We start from the raw sequence: 16700 nt of genomic DNA, 5'->3' as shown, positions 1-16700 counted from the left end.
CTCGTCGAACGCTTCTTCAACCGACTCAAACACTTCCGGGCCATCGCAACCCGATATCACAAGCTCGCCAGAAACTTCCTCGCCGCCATCGCACTCGCATCCGCCAGACTCTGGATCAGGCAATATGAGTCCACGACCTAGCCGGCCCGGCATCAATAGTCGAGCTTCCAGTTCACCCCGACGCGGCTCTGGGAGTCTGCCCCGACATCGGTCTCGGCGCTGATGTTGTCGGTCAGCTCGACCTCGACGACCGCCTTGCTGCTGGCTCCCGACAGCCCCTGCTGCAGCTTCAGGAAGACGCCAGGCGCGATGTACTTCCCGACCGACAGCGACGCCCCGCGCGAACTTGTGCCATCGTCGCCGGCATCGATATTCAGCGTGTCGACCCCCAGCGCCTCGCGCACCCTGTCGGTGATCCCGCTGGAGCCCAGCCGGCCCGACAGCACCGCGGTCGACTGCGCCAGCTTGAGCGCCTGCAGCGGGCTCAGCTGCGCCCGCGGGGACCCGAACAGGATGCGCGACAGTACCTCCTCCTCCGGCAGCGTCGGCTCGCTGGACAGGTCGATCTCCGGATCCTGCGCCCGCCCGGAGACCCGGACCATGGCGTTGATGTCGGCGACCTCGGTCGCCAGGACCATATCGAGCGCCGGGTTGTCCGGCGGCCCGCCGTCGAACGCCACACGGCCGCGGTCGAACCGGAAGGTGCGGCCGAGGGCGCCGAGCTGGCCGCGGCGAACCTGGAGTGCGCCGTTCACTGCCGGCGCGTCCAGGTGACCGGTGACCGCGAGTTCCCCGCCCCATTCGCTGTCCAGCCCGCGGCCTCGGATGAACACCTGGCCGGGAATCGCGACCGCGATGTCCAGGACCACCGGAGCGCCGCCCTGCCCTGGCCCGGCCTCCGGCTGCTCGGGTGTCCGGACGACCACGCCGTCGCGCACCTCGGTGACCTCCAGTTCGACCACCGACGCCGGCAGCTGGTCCGGGATCCTGATCTCCGACGGCAGCACCGTCACGGTCCCGGACAGCCGATATGTCGGCAGCGCCCCCTGGAAGCTCAGATCGGCATCCAGGTCGATCTCGGCATCGTCGGTATCGACCGCCCGCAGCCGCCGGGCGACCAGACGCATGTCCGCCGGCGCTCCTTCGGTGACGTCGAAGGAGATGTCGCCGGAGCCTTCGAGGGTACCGCCGCCGACCGCGGTCGCGGACAGCGTCTCGATCACCAGCCGCTCGCCCCGGCCACCGGCGTCGATGGTCAGGTCCCGCAGATACAGCCCGACCGCCGGCTGGTCGACTTCGCCGTTGCGCAGCCCGGCAGTTCCGCTCACCAGCGGCTTCGCCGCGGTGCCCGTGACCACCAGATGGACCGAGGCCTGGCCGGCCAGCCGGCCGCCGGCGAGCGGCGCGAATGCCGAGAGCCGGTCGAGGGCGGCTTCGGCGTCGAGGCTGGCCTGTATCGGCCCGGTCTCGTCAAGGCGCGGCGGCGCACCGGCGACGCCGGGCGAGAGGCCGGCGCTCGCCCGCACGGCCAGTTCAACCCCGTCGCCGACCGACGCATCGGCCGATGCGGTCAGCTTGCCGTCCTTGATCAGAACCTCGGCGGAGGCCCGCAGGGGCGGCACGTCCGTCAGCGTCGGATCGGTCGACCGCAGCGCCGGCACGGAGACGCTCAGGCGGGCGGCCGGATTGCCCAGCGGACCGCTGGCCGACAGGTCGGCATCGATGCCGCCGGACAGCTGCAGGGTCGGGTCGGCCAGCCGGGCGAGCTCGGCCGGCAGGTCCCGCACCGCCAGCGTGACGTCGAGATCCTCCGGGTCGACCCGCCCGCCGCCGGTCACCCGCCCGCCGTCGACGGTCAGCGACAGGTCGTCGACCCGCGGCTCCCGCCCGAGGGTGATCCGGGTCGGCTGGCTGAGCGCGACCCGAACGTCGCCGACCTCGGCCTGCAGGCTGTCGATGCTGGCGCGCAGCGGTGAGGCGCCCAGTGCGGCCGATGCCGAGGCGGTCATCGAATAGGCCCTGCCCGCCTCGCCCTGCAAAGTCAGCTCGGCCCGGGCGTCGGTCCCGTCGGACGCCACCGTCAGCGTCGCCGTCTCCAGTACGACGGCACCGTCCCGGCTGACGCCGCCGACCATGGCCCGCAGGTTTCCCGCCGGTTTCGAGAGCAGCCCGCGGCCGTCGCCCGTCAGATCGACCGAGGCGATCCGGGTGGCGCCACCGTCGAGGGCGAGACCGGTCAGCCGCCCCCTCAGCACGGCCGACTGGTCGTTGCCGGACGCAAGATCGACCTCGGCCTGCAACGAGCCGCCGCTCAGCGGCAGGCCGGCCGCCGCACCGACACGCCCGAGATCCTCGGCCGCCATCGTCAGCCGGCCGACCGCCGACGGTGCACCGAGGTTCACGGCGAGGTCGCCGCGCAGGGTCATCCCGGCCCCGTCGAGCGCCAGGCCGTCGATCCGCAGGGCCTCGTCGGCGAGGCCGTAGCCCGCTCCGAGACTGACCACCTCGCCGCCGACCGTCGCCTGCATCTCGAGACGGCCGGCCGGGCTGGCCGGCAGGCCGGCGGCAGTGGCCGAGCCGGTGAGCGCCGAGATTCGGGTTCCCTGGACGACCAGCGGGGCGACCCGCCACGAGGCAGACGCCGTCGGCGAGGCGATGGCGCCGCCGAGCGCGACGGCCGCCCGTGCCGCGCCGGCGAGCTGGATCGACAGCGCCCGGCCGACCGCGGCGAGATCGGGCGCGCTGAGGTCGACGCGGCCGTCGAGGCCGCCGCCGGCCAGGTCGATGCCGGCCTCGCCCTCGGCGCTCAGCGCGGCGGCCTGCAGCTGCAGGCCGTGGACCGTCAGGCGGTTCCCGGCGTCGAGCGTGATCCCGGCGCTCAGGGTCGGTGAGTCGCCGACCAGGCCGGCGATCGCCGGATCGCCGGGATCCAGGTCCGCGACGCCGAGGTCGAGGACCGCCGAGACGTCGAGCGGGTCGAGCAGGACGGTGCCGTCGAAGGCCAGTGCCGCACTGCCGGCGAGCGGCCGACCGGCCAGACCCGACAGGCGCTGCAGGTCGGTCAGCGCGAGCGTGCCCTGCGACCGGATCCGGCGGCCGTCGGCCAGCGTGGCGGAGGCGTCCAGCAGAGCGCCCTCGGTGACCACCGACAGCCGGTCGACCTCGGCCCGGAGTCCGTCGGTTCCGGCCGTGCCGGCTGCCTGCAGGGCGATCCTCGGGCCCAGCAACGCCACCAGGTCGGGGGCCGCCAGGCCCTCTGGCGTCGCGACCGAACCGTCGAGCGACCAGGCGACGGTACCCGGCAGGCCGGCGAGCGCCGCGTCGGCCGAGGCCGTCAGCTCCAGGCGCAGGCCATCGAGCTCGATGCCTTCAACGCTCGAGGCCCCCGTCAGGGTCACCCGGGCATGCCGGCCGGCCTGGGTCAGATCGAGCCGGGCCTCGCCGGCGCCGGCGAGCTCGATCGCCGCGAGGTCCGACAGCATCGCCAGGTCCGGCAGGGCCAGCACGACCTCGGCCGCCACCGGCACGCCGGTCACGTCGATCCGGGCGGTTCCGTTGAGGCTGCCGGCCGCGGCCTGCAGGGCCAGGCGCTCGATCACGATGTCTCCATCGTCGCCGATCCGGACGGTGGCGCCCAGCTCGGCCGACCGGCCGGCCAGGGGCTGCAGCACCGCGGGCAGCAGCTGCTGCGTCGTCGCGCTGCCATCGACCGTCACCCGGATGCCGGCCCCGGCGCCGGTTCCGGCGACCGAGAGCGTCAGGTCGACGGCGGCATCGGCTCCGAACCCGCCGGCCAGCCGCCCGCGCCAGTCGTCCAGGGTGCCGCTGCCGGTCAGCCTCAGGTCCAGCGGCGCCCGGTCGGCCAGACCGGCGAGCCCGGCGACCATGCCGCCCGCCGGCTCCGTCGCCCGGATCTCGGCCCGCAGCGTGCCGTCCTCGGGCACCACCGCCAGGTCGAGATCGACACGGGCGGCACCCTCCGTCGACGCCGCCTCGATCCAGCCGGCGGCGGTGGCCGCCTCGCCGGTGACGCGGGCCCCGAGATCGGCAGTCAGCGTGGCCGGCCGGCCCGCCAGGGCCGCGCCGATTTCGAGACCGGCGACGCGCAGGCTGTCGACCGCGACGGTCACCGGCGGGACCGGGAACTCCAGCGTCGGCGGCGTCGGCGGCGACGGTTCGGCGGTCGGATCCGGCGGCAGGTCGGGCGCGCGCTCCACCCGGCCACCGGTCACCTCGACCGCCTGCACCGACAGCCGGCCGCCGAGCAGGGCCAGCGGCGACCAGGCGAGTTCGACACGGTCCAGCACGGCGAACTCGCCGGCACTATCGGACAGCCGCAGGTCGGTCAGGACGATCCGGCCGGGAAGCGGGCCCGCCAGACCGCCGACGCGGACCCGCACCGGCCCGTCCGCCGTCGCGGTCTCGACCGCGGCGACGATCCGCCCGCGCCCCCAGTCGGTGTTGGCCAGCACGAGGGCGAGCACGACCACCGCCGCCGGCAGGCCGACGACCAGCAGCGCACCGGCGATGAGGATCCGCCGAACCATCGCTCAGAACGCCTGGCCGAGGCTGAAATAGACCTGGAAGCGGTCGTCGGAGTCCCGCCGGTTGATCGGCACGGCGAAATCGGCGCGGATCGGGCCGATCGGCGTGAAGTACCGGAAGCCGAGACCGGCGGCCCACTGCAGTTCCTGGCCGAGGTCCGGCGTCTCGGCGTCGTAGACCTGCCCGCCGTCGATGAACGGGACGATCCCGAAGTCCCCGTAGACCCGCCAGCGCAGCTCGGCGCCGACCTCGACAAGCGACCGGCCGCCGATCGGATCGTCGGCGGCATCGAGCGGACCGATCTTCTGCAGCCCGTAGCCGCGGACCGAGCCACTGCCGCCGGCGTACAGCCGGTGGTCGGCCGGGATGTTGGTCGTGGAGGCGCCGATGATCGACCCGACGGCGGCGCGGCCGGCCAGGACCAGGTCACCGTCCTTGTCCAGCGCCACATACTGCGAATGGCGGGCGGTCATGGAATAGAAGCTGATCGTCGACCCCAGAGATTCCAGATATGGCGTGAAGCGCAGCTGGGTCCGGCCGCCTTCCGTCGGGTTCAGCAGGTCGTCTGACGTATCGATGGTGGTGCCGACCGGCAGCCCCACCAGCGTGTATTGGCTCTCGGTCCCGTCGTCGTCGATCCGGCTGCGCTCCAGCACCGCGCCGTAGTCGACCGACCAGATGTCGTTCACCCGGCGCTCGAACCGGCCGCCGACCCTGACCTTCTGGGAATCGAAACTGTCGGTCTCCTCCCCGATCAGGCCGCCGCTGACGATGAAGTCCTGGTTTGTAAAGAGAACGTCCGGCAGGCGAAGTTCGCTGGTCAGGCTGGCTTCGACCTGGCTGACGCGACCGTTGACGTCCACTCGCTCGGCCCCGCCGAACAGGTTGCGGTGGGTCCAGAAGGCGTTCGCGCCCGGTCCTTCCGAGGTCGACGCGCTGACCCCGGCGCCGATGCTGCGCGGCGGCCGCTCGGTCAGGATGACCTGGACCGGGAGCAACCCGTCGGCCCCTACCTTCTCGCCGAACCGCACGCCGACGCTCTCGTACACCCCGGTTGCCGCAAGCTGGCGGCGGCCGCGCTCGATCAGCCGGACGTCGGCGGTGTCGCCATAGCGCCAGGGCAGGCGCCGCAGGGCATAGTTCCTGTCCACCGACTCGGCACCGCTGACGGTCACGTCGCCGAACCGCGCCGCGGGCCCGGGATCGACGCGGAAGATCACCGTCATCTGCTTGCTGTCATGATCGATCAGGACGGTCCGCTCGCCGGACGCCGCGAGCGGGTGGCCGCGCTCATGCAGCATCCGGGGGATCGCGGCGTCGGCGGCCACGATGTCGGCCGCCCGGGCCGGTCCGCCGATTTCGATTCCGAGCCGCCGGCGCGACAGCTCGACCCCGATCGCCGGCGAACGGTCGTCGACAGCCCGGATCTCGATCTCGGCGATCCGATAGAGTCGGCCGGGATCCGCCGTGACGACGACCGCCGACGGCTCGCCGGGCTGCTCGGATGGGCGGATCGCATAGCCGAACTGCGCATCGTAGTATCCGAGCGAACGGGCCGCGCTCTCGAACCGCGCCAGATCGTCGTCGGCCCGCCGCCGCAGGCCGGCGCGCGACGGCGGCGGGTCGCCGGCCTTGGACGCCAGCGCCGAGCTGTCGCGGACCAGGCCGGCGAGTTCGCGGGTGTCGGCCATGCCCTCGAACCGGACGGTATAGGCGAAGCCCGGCTTGGCCCCGTCCTGTGCCGCCCCGTCTTGTGCCGACTTCTCCTGCGCCACGGCCGGACGCCCGACGGCGACGAGCGCGAGCAGCAGACAGACGACAAGGCGCATGGGGCGAACGTCCTGAAGCGGCGGGAATGGCGGACTATAGGTCGGGCCGCCTATCGGAGTCACTTGCCCCCCGTTTGCGGCGGGGCAATCGCCGCTCGCATTTTCCGGTCGCCGGACGGGCAGCCGTGCGGACTGGTCATCATACAACGGACCAAAGCGGTCTGGACCGCTCCGGTGGGGCTGTTAATAATCCGTCGATCGAACCAACCGGCCGGACGGGCGAACGTCGGGCCATCCCACGGAGGAAGCAAGATGTCGAAGGTAATGGCGCGCGTAGTCGCGGCCGGGCTCATGTCCGTCGGTCTCGGAATGTCGGCGCAGGCGGCGGATCTCAAGCTGATGACCGGCCCGCAGGGCGGGTCCTGGTATCCGCTCGGCGGCGCGATCAAGAACATCGTCGAGAACAACGTCTCCGGCTCCAGCGTGCAGATCCTGCCCGGCGCCGGCATCGCCAACGTCAAGGCGGTCGAGGCCGGCAAGGCCGACTTCGGCTTCGCCAACTCGGTCTCGACGGTCGACGCCATCAACGGCAAGCCGCCGTTCGACACCAAGGCCCAGAACGTCTGCAACGTCGGCACCCTGTACCCGCAGTACTTCCAGGTGGTCGCCAACGCCTCTTCCGGCATCAAGTCGCCGGCCGACCTGAAGGGCAAGGCGCTGACCACCCAGAAGAAGGGCAACACCGGCGAGGCGATCACCGCCCACCTGCTGGAGGCCTACGGCATGTCCTACGACGACATGCCGCGGGTCAGCTACGGCTCCTACACCGACAGCGTGAACCAGCTGAAGGACGGCAACGCCGAGTGGTTCACCCTCGGGACCACGGTGCCGGCGGGCGCCATCATGGACCTGGCCTCGGCCCGGCCGATCACGGTCGTGCCGATCCCGGACGACGGGCTGGCCAAGATGAAGGCGATCAACCCGGGCTATCAGCGCATCATGGTTCCGGCCGGCAGCTATCCGGGCCAGGACGCGGCGGTGCCGACCATCGGCTACTCGACCCACATCATCGCCCGCTGCGACCTGGACGAGCAGGTGGTCTACGACGTCCTCAAGAACATCGTCGCCAACATCCCGGACCTGGCGTCGATCGCCAAGGCGGTCGGCAAGGCCGACGCGAAGTCGATGGCGGTCGAGACCGGCGTACCGCTGCATAAGGGCGCGATGAAGTTCTACAAGGAGCAGGGCGTCCTCTGACGCGAACGGTCGTGCATGAAGGGGGCGGCTCCGGTCGCCCCCGCCGACCCGTTCCGTCACCCCGTCTCGGAGAGCTGGCATGTCCCGCTGGTCGCGTTTCGCCCCGGGTCTGATCATGGCCATCGGCCTGTCAATGACCCTCTATCACCTGTACACGGCGTGGTTCGGCGCGCCCGACGCGCTCAGCTTCCGGGCCATCCACGTGGCGTTCGCGCTGGTGCTGGCGTTCCTGATCTTTCCTGCCAAGGGCAGCGAGACGGACAATCCCGGCATCGCCCAATACGCGCTCGCGATCCTGTCGGTGATCGCCGCCGGCTACATCCTGTTCGCCCAGGACTACATCGACAACCGCATGATCTACGTCGACGACCTGGTGCCCGAGGACTGGGTGCTGGGCTCGCTGATGATCCTGCTGCTGATGGAGGCGACGCGGCGCGCCGTCGGACTCGCCCTGCCGCTGACCGCCGCCGCGTTCCTGCTCTATGCGGTGTTCGGCGCCGGCTCCGACTGGGCCCAGCTGATGGAGCAGATGTATCTCGGTACCGAGGGCATCTTCGGCATCCCGGTCAGCGTCTCCGCAACCTATGTGATGCTGTTCATCCTGTTCGGCGCGATGGTCGAGCGCACCGGCACCGGCAAGCTGTTCATGGATTTCGCGCTCGCCCTGACCGGCCACACCACCGGTGGGCCGGCCAAGGTCGCCTGCATCACCAGCGGCCTGTTCGGCACGGTGTCCGGCAGCGCCGTCGCCAACGTGATGACCACCGGCGCCTTCACGATCCCGCTGATGAAGCGCCTCGGCTACCGGCCGGCCTTCGCCGGCGCGGTCGAGGCGGTGGCCTCGACCGGGGGCCAGATCATGCCGCCGATCATGGGGGCGGCCGCCTTCGTGATGGCCGAGTTCCTGGGGGTGAGCTACCTGACGGTCGCCGCCTATGCGCTGATCCCGGCGGTGCTGTACTTCCTGGCGGTGTTCCTGGCGGTGCATTTCGAGGCCAAGCGCACCGGCATGCGCGGCCTGCCGAAGGCCGACCTGCCGCGGCTCGGCGTGGTGCTGAAGGAGCAGGGCCACCTGTTCCTGCCGCTGGCGGTGATCGTCGGCGCCCTGATCGCCGGCTACAGCGCGCCGTTCTCGGCACTGTGCGGCATCGCCTCGGTGCTGGTGGCGGCCGGCCTGCGCAAGTCGACCCGGCACTACCTCACGCCGCGCAACATCGTCGAGGGCCTGGTCTCCGGCGCCCGCAACACCGTCTCGGTGGCGCTGGCCTGCGGCTGCGCCGGCATCGTCATCGGCGTCATTTCGCTGACCGGCCTCGGCATCGAGTTCACCAGCCTGGTGCTGGCGGCCTCGCAGAACCACCTGGTGCTGGCGCTGGTGCTGACCATGGTCGCCGGAATCATCCTCGGCATGGGCATGCCGACCACGCCCGCCTACATCGTGCAGGTCGCCCTGCTGGTCCCCGCACTGGTCAAGCTCGGCATCATCGTCGAGGCGGCCCACATGTTCACCTTCTACTTCGCGATCCTGTCGGCGATCACCCCGCCGGTGGCGTTGGCGGTGTATGCCGCCAACGGCCTGTCGAACGCCGGGCTGTGGGAGACCGGCATCGCCGCGCTGAAGCTCGGCGCGACCGGCTACATCGTGCCGTTCATGTTCGTGTTCGGCCCGTCGCTGCTGATGATCGGCGAGCCGATGTGGATCGCCACCACCGCGGTCACCGCGATCCTGGGCGTGGTGTGCCTGTCGGCCGGGCTGGCCGGCTACCTGCTGGCGCCGCTGCCGCTGTGGCAGCGGCTGCCGCTCCTGGCGGCGGCGATCGTGCTGATCAAGCCGGGACTCACCACCGACGCGATCGGCATCGGCATCCTGGCGGCCGTGGTCGGGCTGAACGTGATGGTCAACAGGCGCGCGGCGGCGGACACGGCGTGATCCCGCCCGCCGGCCCTCGAAGGAGCAAGCCATGGACGCGGCGGCACTGAGGGCGCTGCAGGCGCCGATCAAGCAGCGGTACCGGGACGATCCCGGCAGCGCGCGCATCCCCGCCCGCGCGGAAGCGCGCCTGGGCGAAGGAATCGCCTGCAGCGTCCGCGGCTGGGCCGGTGACGTCGTCGCCGGCCTGCACCCGGCGGCCGGCGGCGACGGCAGCCAGGCATGTTCGGCCGACATGCTGCTCGAGGCGCTGGTGGCGTGCGCCGGCGTGACGCTCAAGAGCGTCGCGACGGCCATGGGGGTTACCCTGCGGAACGCGGTGGTGCGCGCCGAGGGAAACTGGGACGCCCGTGGCACGCTGGGGGTCTCCCGGGAAACGCCGGTCGGACTTACCGACATCGCGCTGACCTTCGAGCTCGACACCGACGCCGACGAGCCGACCCGCAAACGCCTGGTCGAGCTCACCGAGCGCTACTGCGTGATCTACCAGACGCTGCGGAATCCTCCGGCCATGAGTGCCGGCGAGACAGCGTAGCCGAACCGCGCCCGGAACGACCGCCGGCTATTCCGTGACCCCGGCCTTGCGGAGCCCGTCGACGAACACCCCGCAATGGGCGAAGCGGCCGAGGTTCCGGCGCAGAACGGACAGGCGGAGCGGCGGGCCGATGCGGTTGCGCGCGGCGACGAACTCGCGCGCCTCGTCGACCAGCCCCAGGTGGCCACAGCAGCTGATCAGGCTGTTGTAGTGCCCGGAATACTCCGCGAAGGCGGCGACCGAGGCCCGCAGGAACGGCAGCGCCTCGCCGAACCGTCCATCGGCGAGCAACGCCAGGCCGTGAATCGACGTGTAGAACCCCGAGAAACTGTCCACCGGGCTGAGCCGCAGCGCTTGCGCGGTCTCGGCGATCGCCGCGTCGAACGACCCAGCCCGCAGCAGCGCCCAACCGTGCGCCATGCAACCGAGCGCGAAGTTGGGGTTCAGCCGCAGCGCCTCCTGCAACTCGCCGATCGCCCGGTCGTGCTGCCCGGCGGTGCTGAGGCACATCCCGTACACCATGCGCGCCCACGGGTCGCTTGGATCGTGCGACAGCGCATCCTGAGCGTGCCCGGCCGCCCGGCGATAGCCCTCCTCGGTGTCGGCGCACCAGTAGCACAGCGTAGCCCACCACGTTGCCCAACCCAGCAGCGCATGCGCGCGGGCATAGCCCGGCTCTCGCTCGACGGCCCGTTCCAGCAGCGCGCGCGCCTCGGCGTTCTGGCGGTTCTCGACCCGGTTCAGCAGCATCAGGGCGCGGGCGACGAGCCCCCAGGTATCGATGCTTTCCGGCTTGCCGCCGGCCGCCCTGAACCCTTCAACCGCATAGATCTGCGGCTCCACCGCCGCCACCACACGGCCGGCAATATCGTCCTGGACGGCGAACATGTCCGCCGAGGCCCGGTCGTAGCGCTCCGCCCATAGGCAGCGCCCAGTCTCGGCATCGATCAGCTGCCCGACGATCCGGAAACGGTCGCCGGCCGAACGGACACTGCCCTCCAGAACATAGCGCACGCCGAGATCGCGCGAAACCTGGCGGACGTCGAACGCCTGGCCCTTGTAGGCGAAGCTCGACTGCCGGGCGATAACGAACAGCCAGCGCAGCCGCGCCAGGGCGGCGATGATGTCCTCGGTGATACCGTCCGAGAAATAGTCCTGCCCGTCGTCGCCGCTCAGGTTGACGAACGGCAGGACGGCGATCGACGGTCCCGGGGCGGGACCTGGCTGCGCGTGGCTCGCCGGTCCCTCGCCGCCGGCCGACCCGGGATCGAGCGGTCGGCGGAGCGTCAACCCGGTCTGGGACTCGACGATCGCCAGGGTCCGATCCGAGAACAGCCCGGTCAGCAGCTTGTCCACCGTCGACTTGCCGAGCCTGGTCTTGAAGGCGAACTGCTCCCGCGACATGCGCTGGCGGGCCAGATGGTCCTTCAGCGCCGCCGCAATCCGCTTCCTGTCGTCCATGGTTCCCGGCTGTCCTGCGCCGCAACGCTGCCCGGCGGCGGAAATCCCATTCGGAAAATACCGGCAAACTCCGGCAACGGCATCGGAAAACCTCATGCGGTAGAAGCCGCAGCCCTCGGGGAGAGAGCCACAGGAGTCTGTCCATGCGCCTATCGACCGTCGCCGGCACCATGCTCGGCATCGTTCTGCTCGGGATCCCCGGCTCGCTAGCCGCGGCCGAGCAGTCCTCGAAACTCAGGCGGGGGGCCTATCTCGCCGCGATCATGGACTGCGGCGGCTGCCATACGCCCGGTACCATGCTCGGAAAGCCCGACATGGAGCGTCACCTAGGCGGCGGCGACGTCGGCTTCGAAATCCCCGGCCTCGGGATCTTCTACCCGCCGAACCTGACGCCCGATCCCGAGACCGGCCTCGGCGCCTGGAGCGAGGCGGAGGTCGTGACGGCGGTGCGCACCGGGGTACGGCCGGACGGCCGCGTCCTGGCCCCGGCCATGCCCTATCACGCCTATGGCAGCCTCAGCGATTCCGACGCCCGGGCCCTGGCCGCCTACCTCCTGTCCCGGGCGCCGATCCGCAACCAGGTGCCGGGCATCGTCGGACCGGGCGAGAAGCCGGCCGCCGCCTACCTGACCGTCGCGATGCCGCGCTGAGCCGGAGCGGACAATGGCCGTCACAACACGCCTCGCCACCCCGGCCGATGCGGCCCGGGCCGGCACCATCTGCTACGAGGCCTTCAGCGCGATCTCGGGGGCCCACCGCTTCCCGGCGGATTTCCCGGACGCCGACGTGGCGGTCGGGCTGATCGAGCATCTGATCGGACGGCCGGACGTCCATGCGGTCGTGGCCGAACTGGATGGCCGCATCGTCGGCAGCAACTTCCTGCTGAAGGCCGGTCCGGTCGCCGGCGTCGGCCCGATCACGGTCGACCCGTCGGTCCAGAACGCCTCGGTCGGCCGCCGGCTCATGCAGGCGGTCCTCGATCACGCCGAGGACCAGGGGCTGGCCGGTGTCCGGCTACTGCAGGCCGCCTACCACCTGCGATCGCTGTCGCTGTACTCCAAGCTCGGCTTCGTCGCCCGCGAGCCCGTCGCGACCATGCAGGGCGCACCGATCGGTGCCGCCGTTGACGGCTGTCGGGTACGCGCCGCCGGCGAGGCCGACCTGGCGCCGGCCGCCGCCCTCTGCCGGCGGGTCCACGGGCACGCCCGAACCGTCGAGTTCCGCGAGGCGGTGCTGAGCGGAGCCGGTGCCGTGGTCGAACGCGACGGCCGCCTGACCGGCTATACGACCGGCATCGGCTATTTCGGCCACGCCGTCGGGGAGACCACGCCCGACGTGATCGCCCTGGTGGCGTCGGCGACCGGCTTCGCGGGCCCCGGCCTGCTGGTGCCGATCCGAAACGCCGCGCTGTTCCGGTGGTGCCTGGAGCACGGCCTACGGGTGACCCAGACGATGACGCTGATGAGCCTCGGGCTGTACAACGAGCCGCAGGGTGCGTTCCTGCCGTCGGTGCTGTTCTGACCGGCGGATCCCGGCGGTGGCGACCGGCCGTCAGGCCGGAGCGATCCGCTCCCAGGTGAGCACCCGCTGCCGGGCAACGCCGTCGACGGTGTCCTCCGGCGGCCGCAGGACCATGAGATGGCCGTCGAACGCGACGCGACGCACCTGCTCGGTGCCCATGCGCGGGGCGTCCGACGTCCCGTCGACCCGGGTCGCCAGGATCGCGCCGTCGTAGCGGTAGTCGCCGCAATACGAGACATACTCGCGCGGCGCCCCGCCCGGAACCTCCGGGCGACCGTCGCACAGCGCCGCGATCATCCGGCCCGCGGCGGTGAAGGTGGCCGTGCCGATCGGGCTCGGACCGTAGGGTTGCGGCAGCGCCCTGCCGTCGCGGTCATGCGCGGCAGTCGTGACCAGGCGCCAGGTGCCGACGATATCCCGCATCTGCTAGCGTCCTCGCGACGGAACAACGAACGGCCGGGACGGCCGCTCCAGGGAGGAGTCCCATGATCTACGAATTCCGGACCTACACCACCCCGATCGGCATGGCGCCCGAACTGGCCCGGCTGTCGGCCGAGATCGGCCGCGACATCCGCAAGGACGACTACGGCAAGCTGGAGGGCTACTGGCTGACCGAGATCGGGCCGCTGAACCAGGTCATGCACCTGTGGTCCTATGCCGACCTGAACACCCGCCAAGCGCTGCGCGCCGCCCTCGGCCAGAACGCCGACTGGCGCAACCGGTACCTCAGCGTCGCCGGGCCGCTGATCCGCCGCCAGGACATCCGCCTGATGCACGCGATCAAGCCGGTGTTCGCGCCGGAGGGCACCGGCCACGTCTACGAGTACCGGACCTATCGCTGCCGGGTCGGCAAGTCGCGACCCTATGCCGAGGCGCTGCGCGACGTGCTGCCGGCGCGCGAGAAATACTCGAAGAACGTCGGCGTCTGGCTGACCGAGGCCGGCCAGCCGAACGAGGTCAGCCACATGTGGGTGTACGACAGCCTGAACCACCGCGCCGAGGTCCGGGCCGCCGCCGGCAAGGACCCGGAATGGCGGGAGTACCTGAAGAACGGCCCGGAGATGCTCGACGAGATGAGCACCGCGATCCTGACGCCGTGGACGCACTCGCCGATGCGGTAGGCGGCGGAAGTGCATCGGGCTCCGGGTATCGGAGCGGTCAGTGGTACGCGTCGACGTCCTCGGCCCGCACCTTCCCGCGGAAGACGTGGTAGTTGTAGAAGGTGTAGCCGAGGATGATCGGGATCATCACGACCACGCCGACCAGGGCGAAGCCGAGCGACTTCGGGCCGGCCGCCGCCTGCCAGATGTCGTAGCGGCCCGGCACCAGGTTCGGGAACAGGCTGACCGCCAGCCCGGCGTAGCCGGTCAGGAACAGCGCGAAGCTGCCGTAGAACGGCAGGTCCTCGCCGCCCCGGCGCAGGCCGACGAAGATCGCCACGCACAACACGCCGGCCAGCAGCGGCACCGGCGCCAGCAGCGCGATGTTCGGCCAGCCGTACCAGCGCGCCGCCACCTCGGGCGCGACCGTCGGCATCCAGATGCTGACGATCACCATCGCGACCGCCACCACGATCACCAGCCGCTGCGCCACCTCGCGGGCCCAGGCCTGCAGCCCGCCTTCGGTCTTCTTGACGATCCAGGTGGCGCCCAGCAGGCCGTAGCCGGCCAGCATGGCGAGCCCGACGAACACCGAGAACGGCGTCAGCCAGGCCCAGTGCCCGGCCCCCTCCAAGGTCGCGGTGCCTTCCGCGAACGCCCCGAGCGCGACGCCCTGGGACAGCGTCGCCAGCACCGAGCCGATGTGGAACGAGGCCGACCAGAACGGCTTGTGCGCCTCGGTCTTGAACCGGAACTCGAAGGCGACGCCGCGCAGGATCAGCGCCAGCAGCATCAGCGTCAGCGGCAGGTAGAAGGCCGGCAGCAGCGTGGCGTAGGCCAGCGGGAACAGCGCCAGCAGCCCGCCGCCGCCCAGCACCAGCCAGGTTTCGTTGCCGTCCCATACCGGCGCCACCGACACCATCATGGCGTCGCGCCACTCCGGTCTGGCCGCGCCCGGGAACAGGATCCCGACGCCCAGGTCGAAGCCGTCCATCAGCACGTACATGGCGACCGCCAGGCCGATGACGGCGGCCGCCGCCAGCGGCAGCCAAAGGGCCAGGCCGGTCGCCTCCGTGAAGCTCTCGAACATCGCGCTCACCCTCCCGCCGGGCCGCCCGCGTCGACCCCGCGGTCGAGCGCCGACAGCGGTCGCTTCGGCTGCTGCAGCGCCGGCAGTCCGGCCGCCGGTTCCCGCTCGTCGACGACGATGCCGCGGGCCAGCAGCCGGGCGACGTAGTACAGCCCGGCGCCGAAGATCACGGTGTAGACCACCGCGAAGCCGGTCAGCGAGCTGATCACCTGGTTGGCCGGAACCCCGGACGCGCCGTCGGCGGTGCGCAGCAGCCCGTGCACCACCCAGGGCTGGCGCCCGATCTCGGTGGTGAACCAGCCGGCCAGGATCGCCAGGAAGCCGGCCGGCGTCATGAACGGCACCAGGCGAAGATACAGGCCGTCCTCGAACAGCCGGCCGCGCCAGTGCCGCCACATCCCCCAGAACCCCGTCAGCACCATCAGCAGGCCGAGACCGACCATCACCCGGAACGCCCAGAACACGACCGCGACCGGCGGCCGCTCGTCGGCCGGGAAGTCGGTCAGCGCCGGGAAGCTGCCGGTCCAGCTGTGGGTGATGATCAGGCTGGCGCCGTGCGGGACCGCGATCTCGAAGCGGTTCTCCTCGGCGTCCTGGTCGGGCCAGGCGAACAGCAGCAGCGGCACCCCGTCGTCGCCCTGGTTGCGCCAGTGCCCCTCCATCGCCGCCAGCTTGGCGGGCTGGTGCTCGGCCGTGTTGAGGCCGTGCGCGTCGCCGATGAACACCTGCGCGGGGGCGAGCACGGCGGCGAGACCGAGCGCCATCGCCAGGCTGCGCCGCGCCCCGGTGTCGCCCGGCCGCCGCCGCAGCGCGATCGCCGCCATGCCGGCCACCGCGAACCCGGTCGCCAGGAAGGTCGCGACGACCATGTGGGCGAAGCGGTACGGGAAGGACGGGTTGAAGATCACCGCCAGCCAGTCGGTCGGAACCGCCCTGCCGTCGACCAGTTCGTAGCCGGCCGGGGTGTGCATCCAGGAGTTCGCCGACAGGATCCAGAACGCCGAGATCAGCGTGCCGACCGCCACCAGCACCGTCGACAGGAAGTGGATCCGGTCGCCGACCCGGTCCCAGCCGAACAGCATGATCCCGAGGAACGACGCCTCCAGGAAGAACGCCGTCAGCACCTCGTAGCCCATCAGCGGGCCGATCACCTCGCCGGCGAACACCGAGAACGGCCCCCAGTTGGTGCCGAACTGGTAGCTCATGACCACGCCGGACACCACGCCGAGCCCGAACGACACCGCGAAGATCTTCAGCCAGAACCGGTACAGTCGCTTCCACGCCTCGTCGCGGGTCCGCAGCCAGCGCGCCTCCAGCACCACCAGCCAACTGGCCAGCCCGATCGTGAAGGACGGGAAGATGATGTGGAAGGTGATGACTGCGGCGAACTGGATCCGCGACAACAGCAGTGCATCGATGTCCATCGGCACCCCCGGGGGTTGCATGCGACGGCCGCAGGGTCACCCGCGAGCCTCACCGCTGCAACCCCGGA

12 protein-coding genes and 1 pseudogene are annotated in these 16700 nt (G+C 71.3%); 7 read left to right on the top strand and 6 right to left on the bottom strand.

The annotated features are described in order from the left end of the window. Positions 1-141 (top strand): annotated as a pseudogene (locus RIC31_RS03060) (IS5/IS1182 family transposase); the annotation flags it as partial. Between the two features lie 11 nt (positions 142-152). Here the strand turns inward: RIC31_RS03060 and RIC31_RS03055 are convergent. Together RIC31_RS03055 and RIC31_RS03050 are read right to left on the bottom strand one after the other, a co-directional pair. Then, positions 153-4547, bottom strand: a complete 4395-nt coding sequence (locus tag RIC31_RS03055) for a translocation/assembly module TamB domain-containing protein (protein WP_350102944.1) — start codon at positions 4545-4547, stop codon at positions 153-155. 3 nt (positions 4548-4550) lie between these two features. Then, entirely contained in the window at positions 4551-6374 is a 1824-nt protein-coding gene (locus tag RIC31_RS03050; RefSeq protein ID WP_350102939.1) for an autotransporter assembly complex protein TamA, read from the bottom strand. A gap of 252 nt (positions 6375-6626) precedes the next feature. Here RIC31_RS03050 and RIC31_RS03045 point away from each other — a divergent pair, with 252 nt between their 5' ends. The 3 genes from RIC31_RS03045 to RIC31_RS03035 all read left to right on the top strand — a co-directional run bounded on the left by RIC31_RS03045 (position 6627) and on the right by RIC31_RS03035 (position 10036). Next, complete coding sequence (locus RIC31_RS03045) at positions 6627-7571, top strand: TAXI family TRAP transporter solute-binding subunit (protein ID WP_350102934.1); 945 nt, start codon at positions 6627-6629, stop codon at positions 7569-7571. Positions 7572-7650: 79 nt separating this feature from the next. Beyond that, positions 7651-9501, top strand: coding sequence for a TRAP transporter permease (locus RIC31_RS03040; RefSeq protein ID WP_350102932.1), 1851 nt, complete (start codon positions 7651-7653; stop codon positions 9499-9501). A 31-nt stretch (positions 9502-9532) separates the two neighbouring features. Continuing rightward, a complete protein-coding gene (locus tag RIC31_RS03035) occupies positions 9533-10036 on the top strand; it encodes an OsmC family protein (RefSeq protein ID WP_350102929.1) in 504 nt (167 codons plus the stop codon). Positions 10037-10063: 27 nt separating this feature from the next. Here RIC31_RS03035 and RIC31_RS03030 read toward each other — a convergent pair whose 3' ends face one another. Then, positions 10064-11497: a tetratricopeptide repeat protein gene (locus RIC31_RS03030; protein ID WP_350102926.1), complete on the bottom strand. Its 1434-nt coding sequence runs from the start codon at positions 11495-11497 to the stop codon at positions 10064-10066. A gap of 143 nt (positions 11498-11640) precedes the next feature. Here RIC31_RS03030 and RIC31_RS03025 point away from each other — a divergent pair, with 143 nt between their 5' ends. Further along, positions 11641-12147 (top strand): c-type cytochrome, encoded by a 507-nt coding sequence (locus RIC31_RS03025; protein WP_350102923.1) that lies wholly within the window; start codon positions 11641-11643, stop codon positions 12145-12147. A gap of 13 nt (positions 12148-12160) precedes the next feature. After that, complete coding sequence (locus tag RIC31_RS03020) at positions 12161-13018, top strand: GNAT family N-acetyltransferase (RefSeq protein WP_350102921.1); 858 nt, start codon at positions 12161-12163, stop codon at positions 13016-13018. A gap of 30 nt (positions 13019-13048) precedes the next feature. Here the strand turns inward: RIC31_RS03020 and RIC31_RS03015 are convergent, their stop codons facing one another. Then, the gene (locus RIC31_RS03015; protein WP_350102916.1) at positions 13049-13441 is read right to left on the bottom strand and encodes a lipocalin-like domain-containing protein; all 393 of its coding nucleotides are present in this window, start codon (positions 13439-13441) and stop codon (positions 13049-13051) included. A 62-nt stretch (positions 13442-13503) separates the two neighbouring features. Between RIC31_RS03015 and RIC31_RS03010 the strand changes: the two genes are divergently transcribed. Then, the gene (locus tag RIC31_RS03010) at positions 13504-14139 is read left to right on the top strand and encodes an NIPSNAP family protein (RefSeq protein WP_350102912.1); all 636 of its coding nucleotides are present in this window, start codon (positions 13504-13506) and stop codon (positions 14137-14139) included. Positions 14140-14176: 37 nt separating this feature from the next. Here the strand turns inward: RIC31_RS03010 and cydB are convergent, their stop codons facing one another. After that, positions 14177-15208, bottom strand: a complete 1032-nt coding sequence (cydB, locus tag RIC31_RS03005; RefSeq protein ID WP_350102908.1) for a cytochrome d ubiquinol oxidase subunit II — start codon at positions 15206-15208, stop codon at positions 14177-14179. A 5-nt stretch (positions 15209-15213) separates the two neighbouring features. Further along, on the bottom strand, positions 15214-16632 hold the full coding sequence (locus tag RIC31_RS03000) for a cytochrome ubiquinol oxidase subunit I (RefSeq protein WP_350102906.1): 1419 nt from the start codon (positions 16630-16632) through the stop codon (positions 15214-15216). Between the last annotated feature and the right edge of the window lie 68 nt (positions 16633-16700).

The organism is Thalassobaculum sp., assembly GCF_040219615.1.
Classification (GTDB): Bacteria; Pseudomonadota; Alphaproteobacteria; order Thalassobaculales; family Thalassobaculaceae; genus Thalassobaculum_A.
The sequence above is the reverse complement of the archived record's forward strand: the minus strand, read 5'-3'. Positions and strand labels throughout refer to the sequence as shown.

What these genes read in the sequence shown, in the direction of transcription:
- RIC31_RS03020 (WP_350102921.1), top strand. Translation starts at nt 12,161, where the DNA reads ATGGCCGTCACAACACGCCTCGCCACCCCGGCCGATGCGGCCCGGGCC.
- RIC31_RS03040 (WP_350102932.1), top strand. Translation starts at nt 7,651, where the DNA reads ATGTCCCGCTGGTCGCGTTTCGCCCCGGGTCTGATCATGGCCATCGGC.
- RIC31_RS03045 (WP_350102934.1), top strand. Translation starts at nt 6,627, where the DNA reads ATGTCGAAGGTAATGGCGCGCGTAGTCGCGGCCGGGCTCATGTCCGTC.
- RIC31_RS03010 (WP_350102912.1), top strand. Translation starts at nt 13,504, where the DNA reads ATGATCTACGAATTCCGGACCTACACCACCCCGATCGGCATGGCGCCC.
- RIC31_RS03050 (WP_350102939.1), bottom strand. Translation starts at nt 6,374, where the DNA reads ATGCGCCTTGTCGTCTGTCTGCTGCTCGCGCTCGTCGCCGTCGGGCGT.
- RIC31_RS03015 (WP_350102916.1), bottom strand. Translation starts at nt 13,441, where the DNA reads ATGCGGGATATCGTCGGCACCTGGCGCCTGGTCACGACTGCCGCGCAT.
- RIC31_RS03035 (WP_350102929.1), top strand. Translation starts at nt 9,533, where the DNA reads ATGGACGCGGCGGCACTGAGGGCGCTGCAGGCGCCGATCAAGCAGCGG.
- RIC31_RS03055 (WP_350102944.1), bottom strand. Translation starts at nt 4,547, where the DNA reads ATGGTTCGGCGGATCCTCATCGCCGGTGCGCTGCTGGTCGTCGGCCTG.
- RIC31_RS03030 (WP_350102926.1), bottom strand. Translation starts at nt 11,497, where the DNA reads ATGGACGACAGGAAGCGGATTGCGGCGGCGCTGAAGGACCATCTGGCC.
- RIC31_RS03000 (WP_350102906.1), bottom strand. Translation starts at nt 16,632, where the DNA reads ATGGACATCGATGCACTGCTGTTGTCGCGGATCCAGTTCGCCGCAGTC.
- RIC31_RS03025 (WP_350102923.1), top strand. Translation starts at nt 11,641, where the DNA reads ATGCGCCTATCGACCGTCGCCGGCACCATGCTCGGCATCGTTCTGCTC.
- cydB (WP_350102908.1), bottom strand. Translation starts at nt 15,208, where the DNA reads ATGTTCGAGAGCTTCACGGAGGCGACCGGCCTGGCCCTTTGGCTGCCG.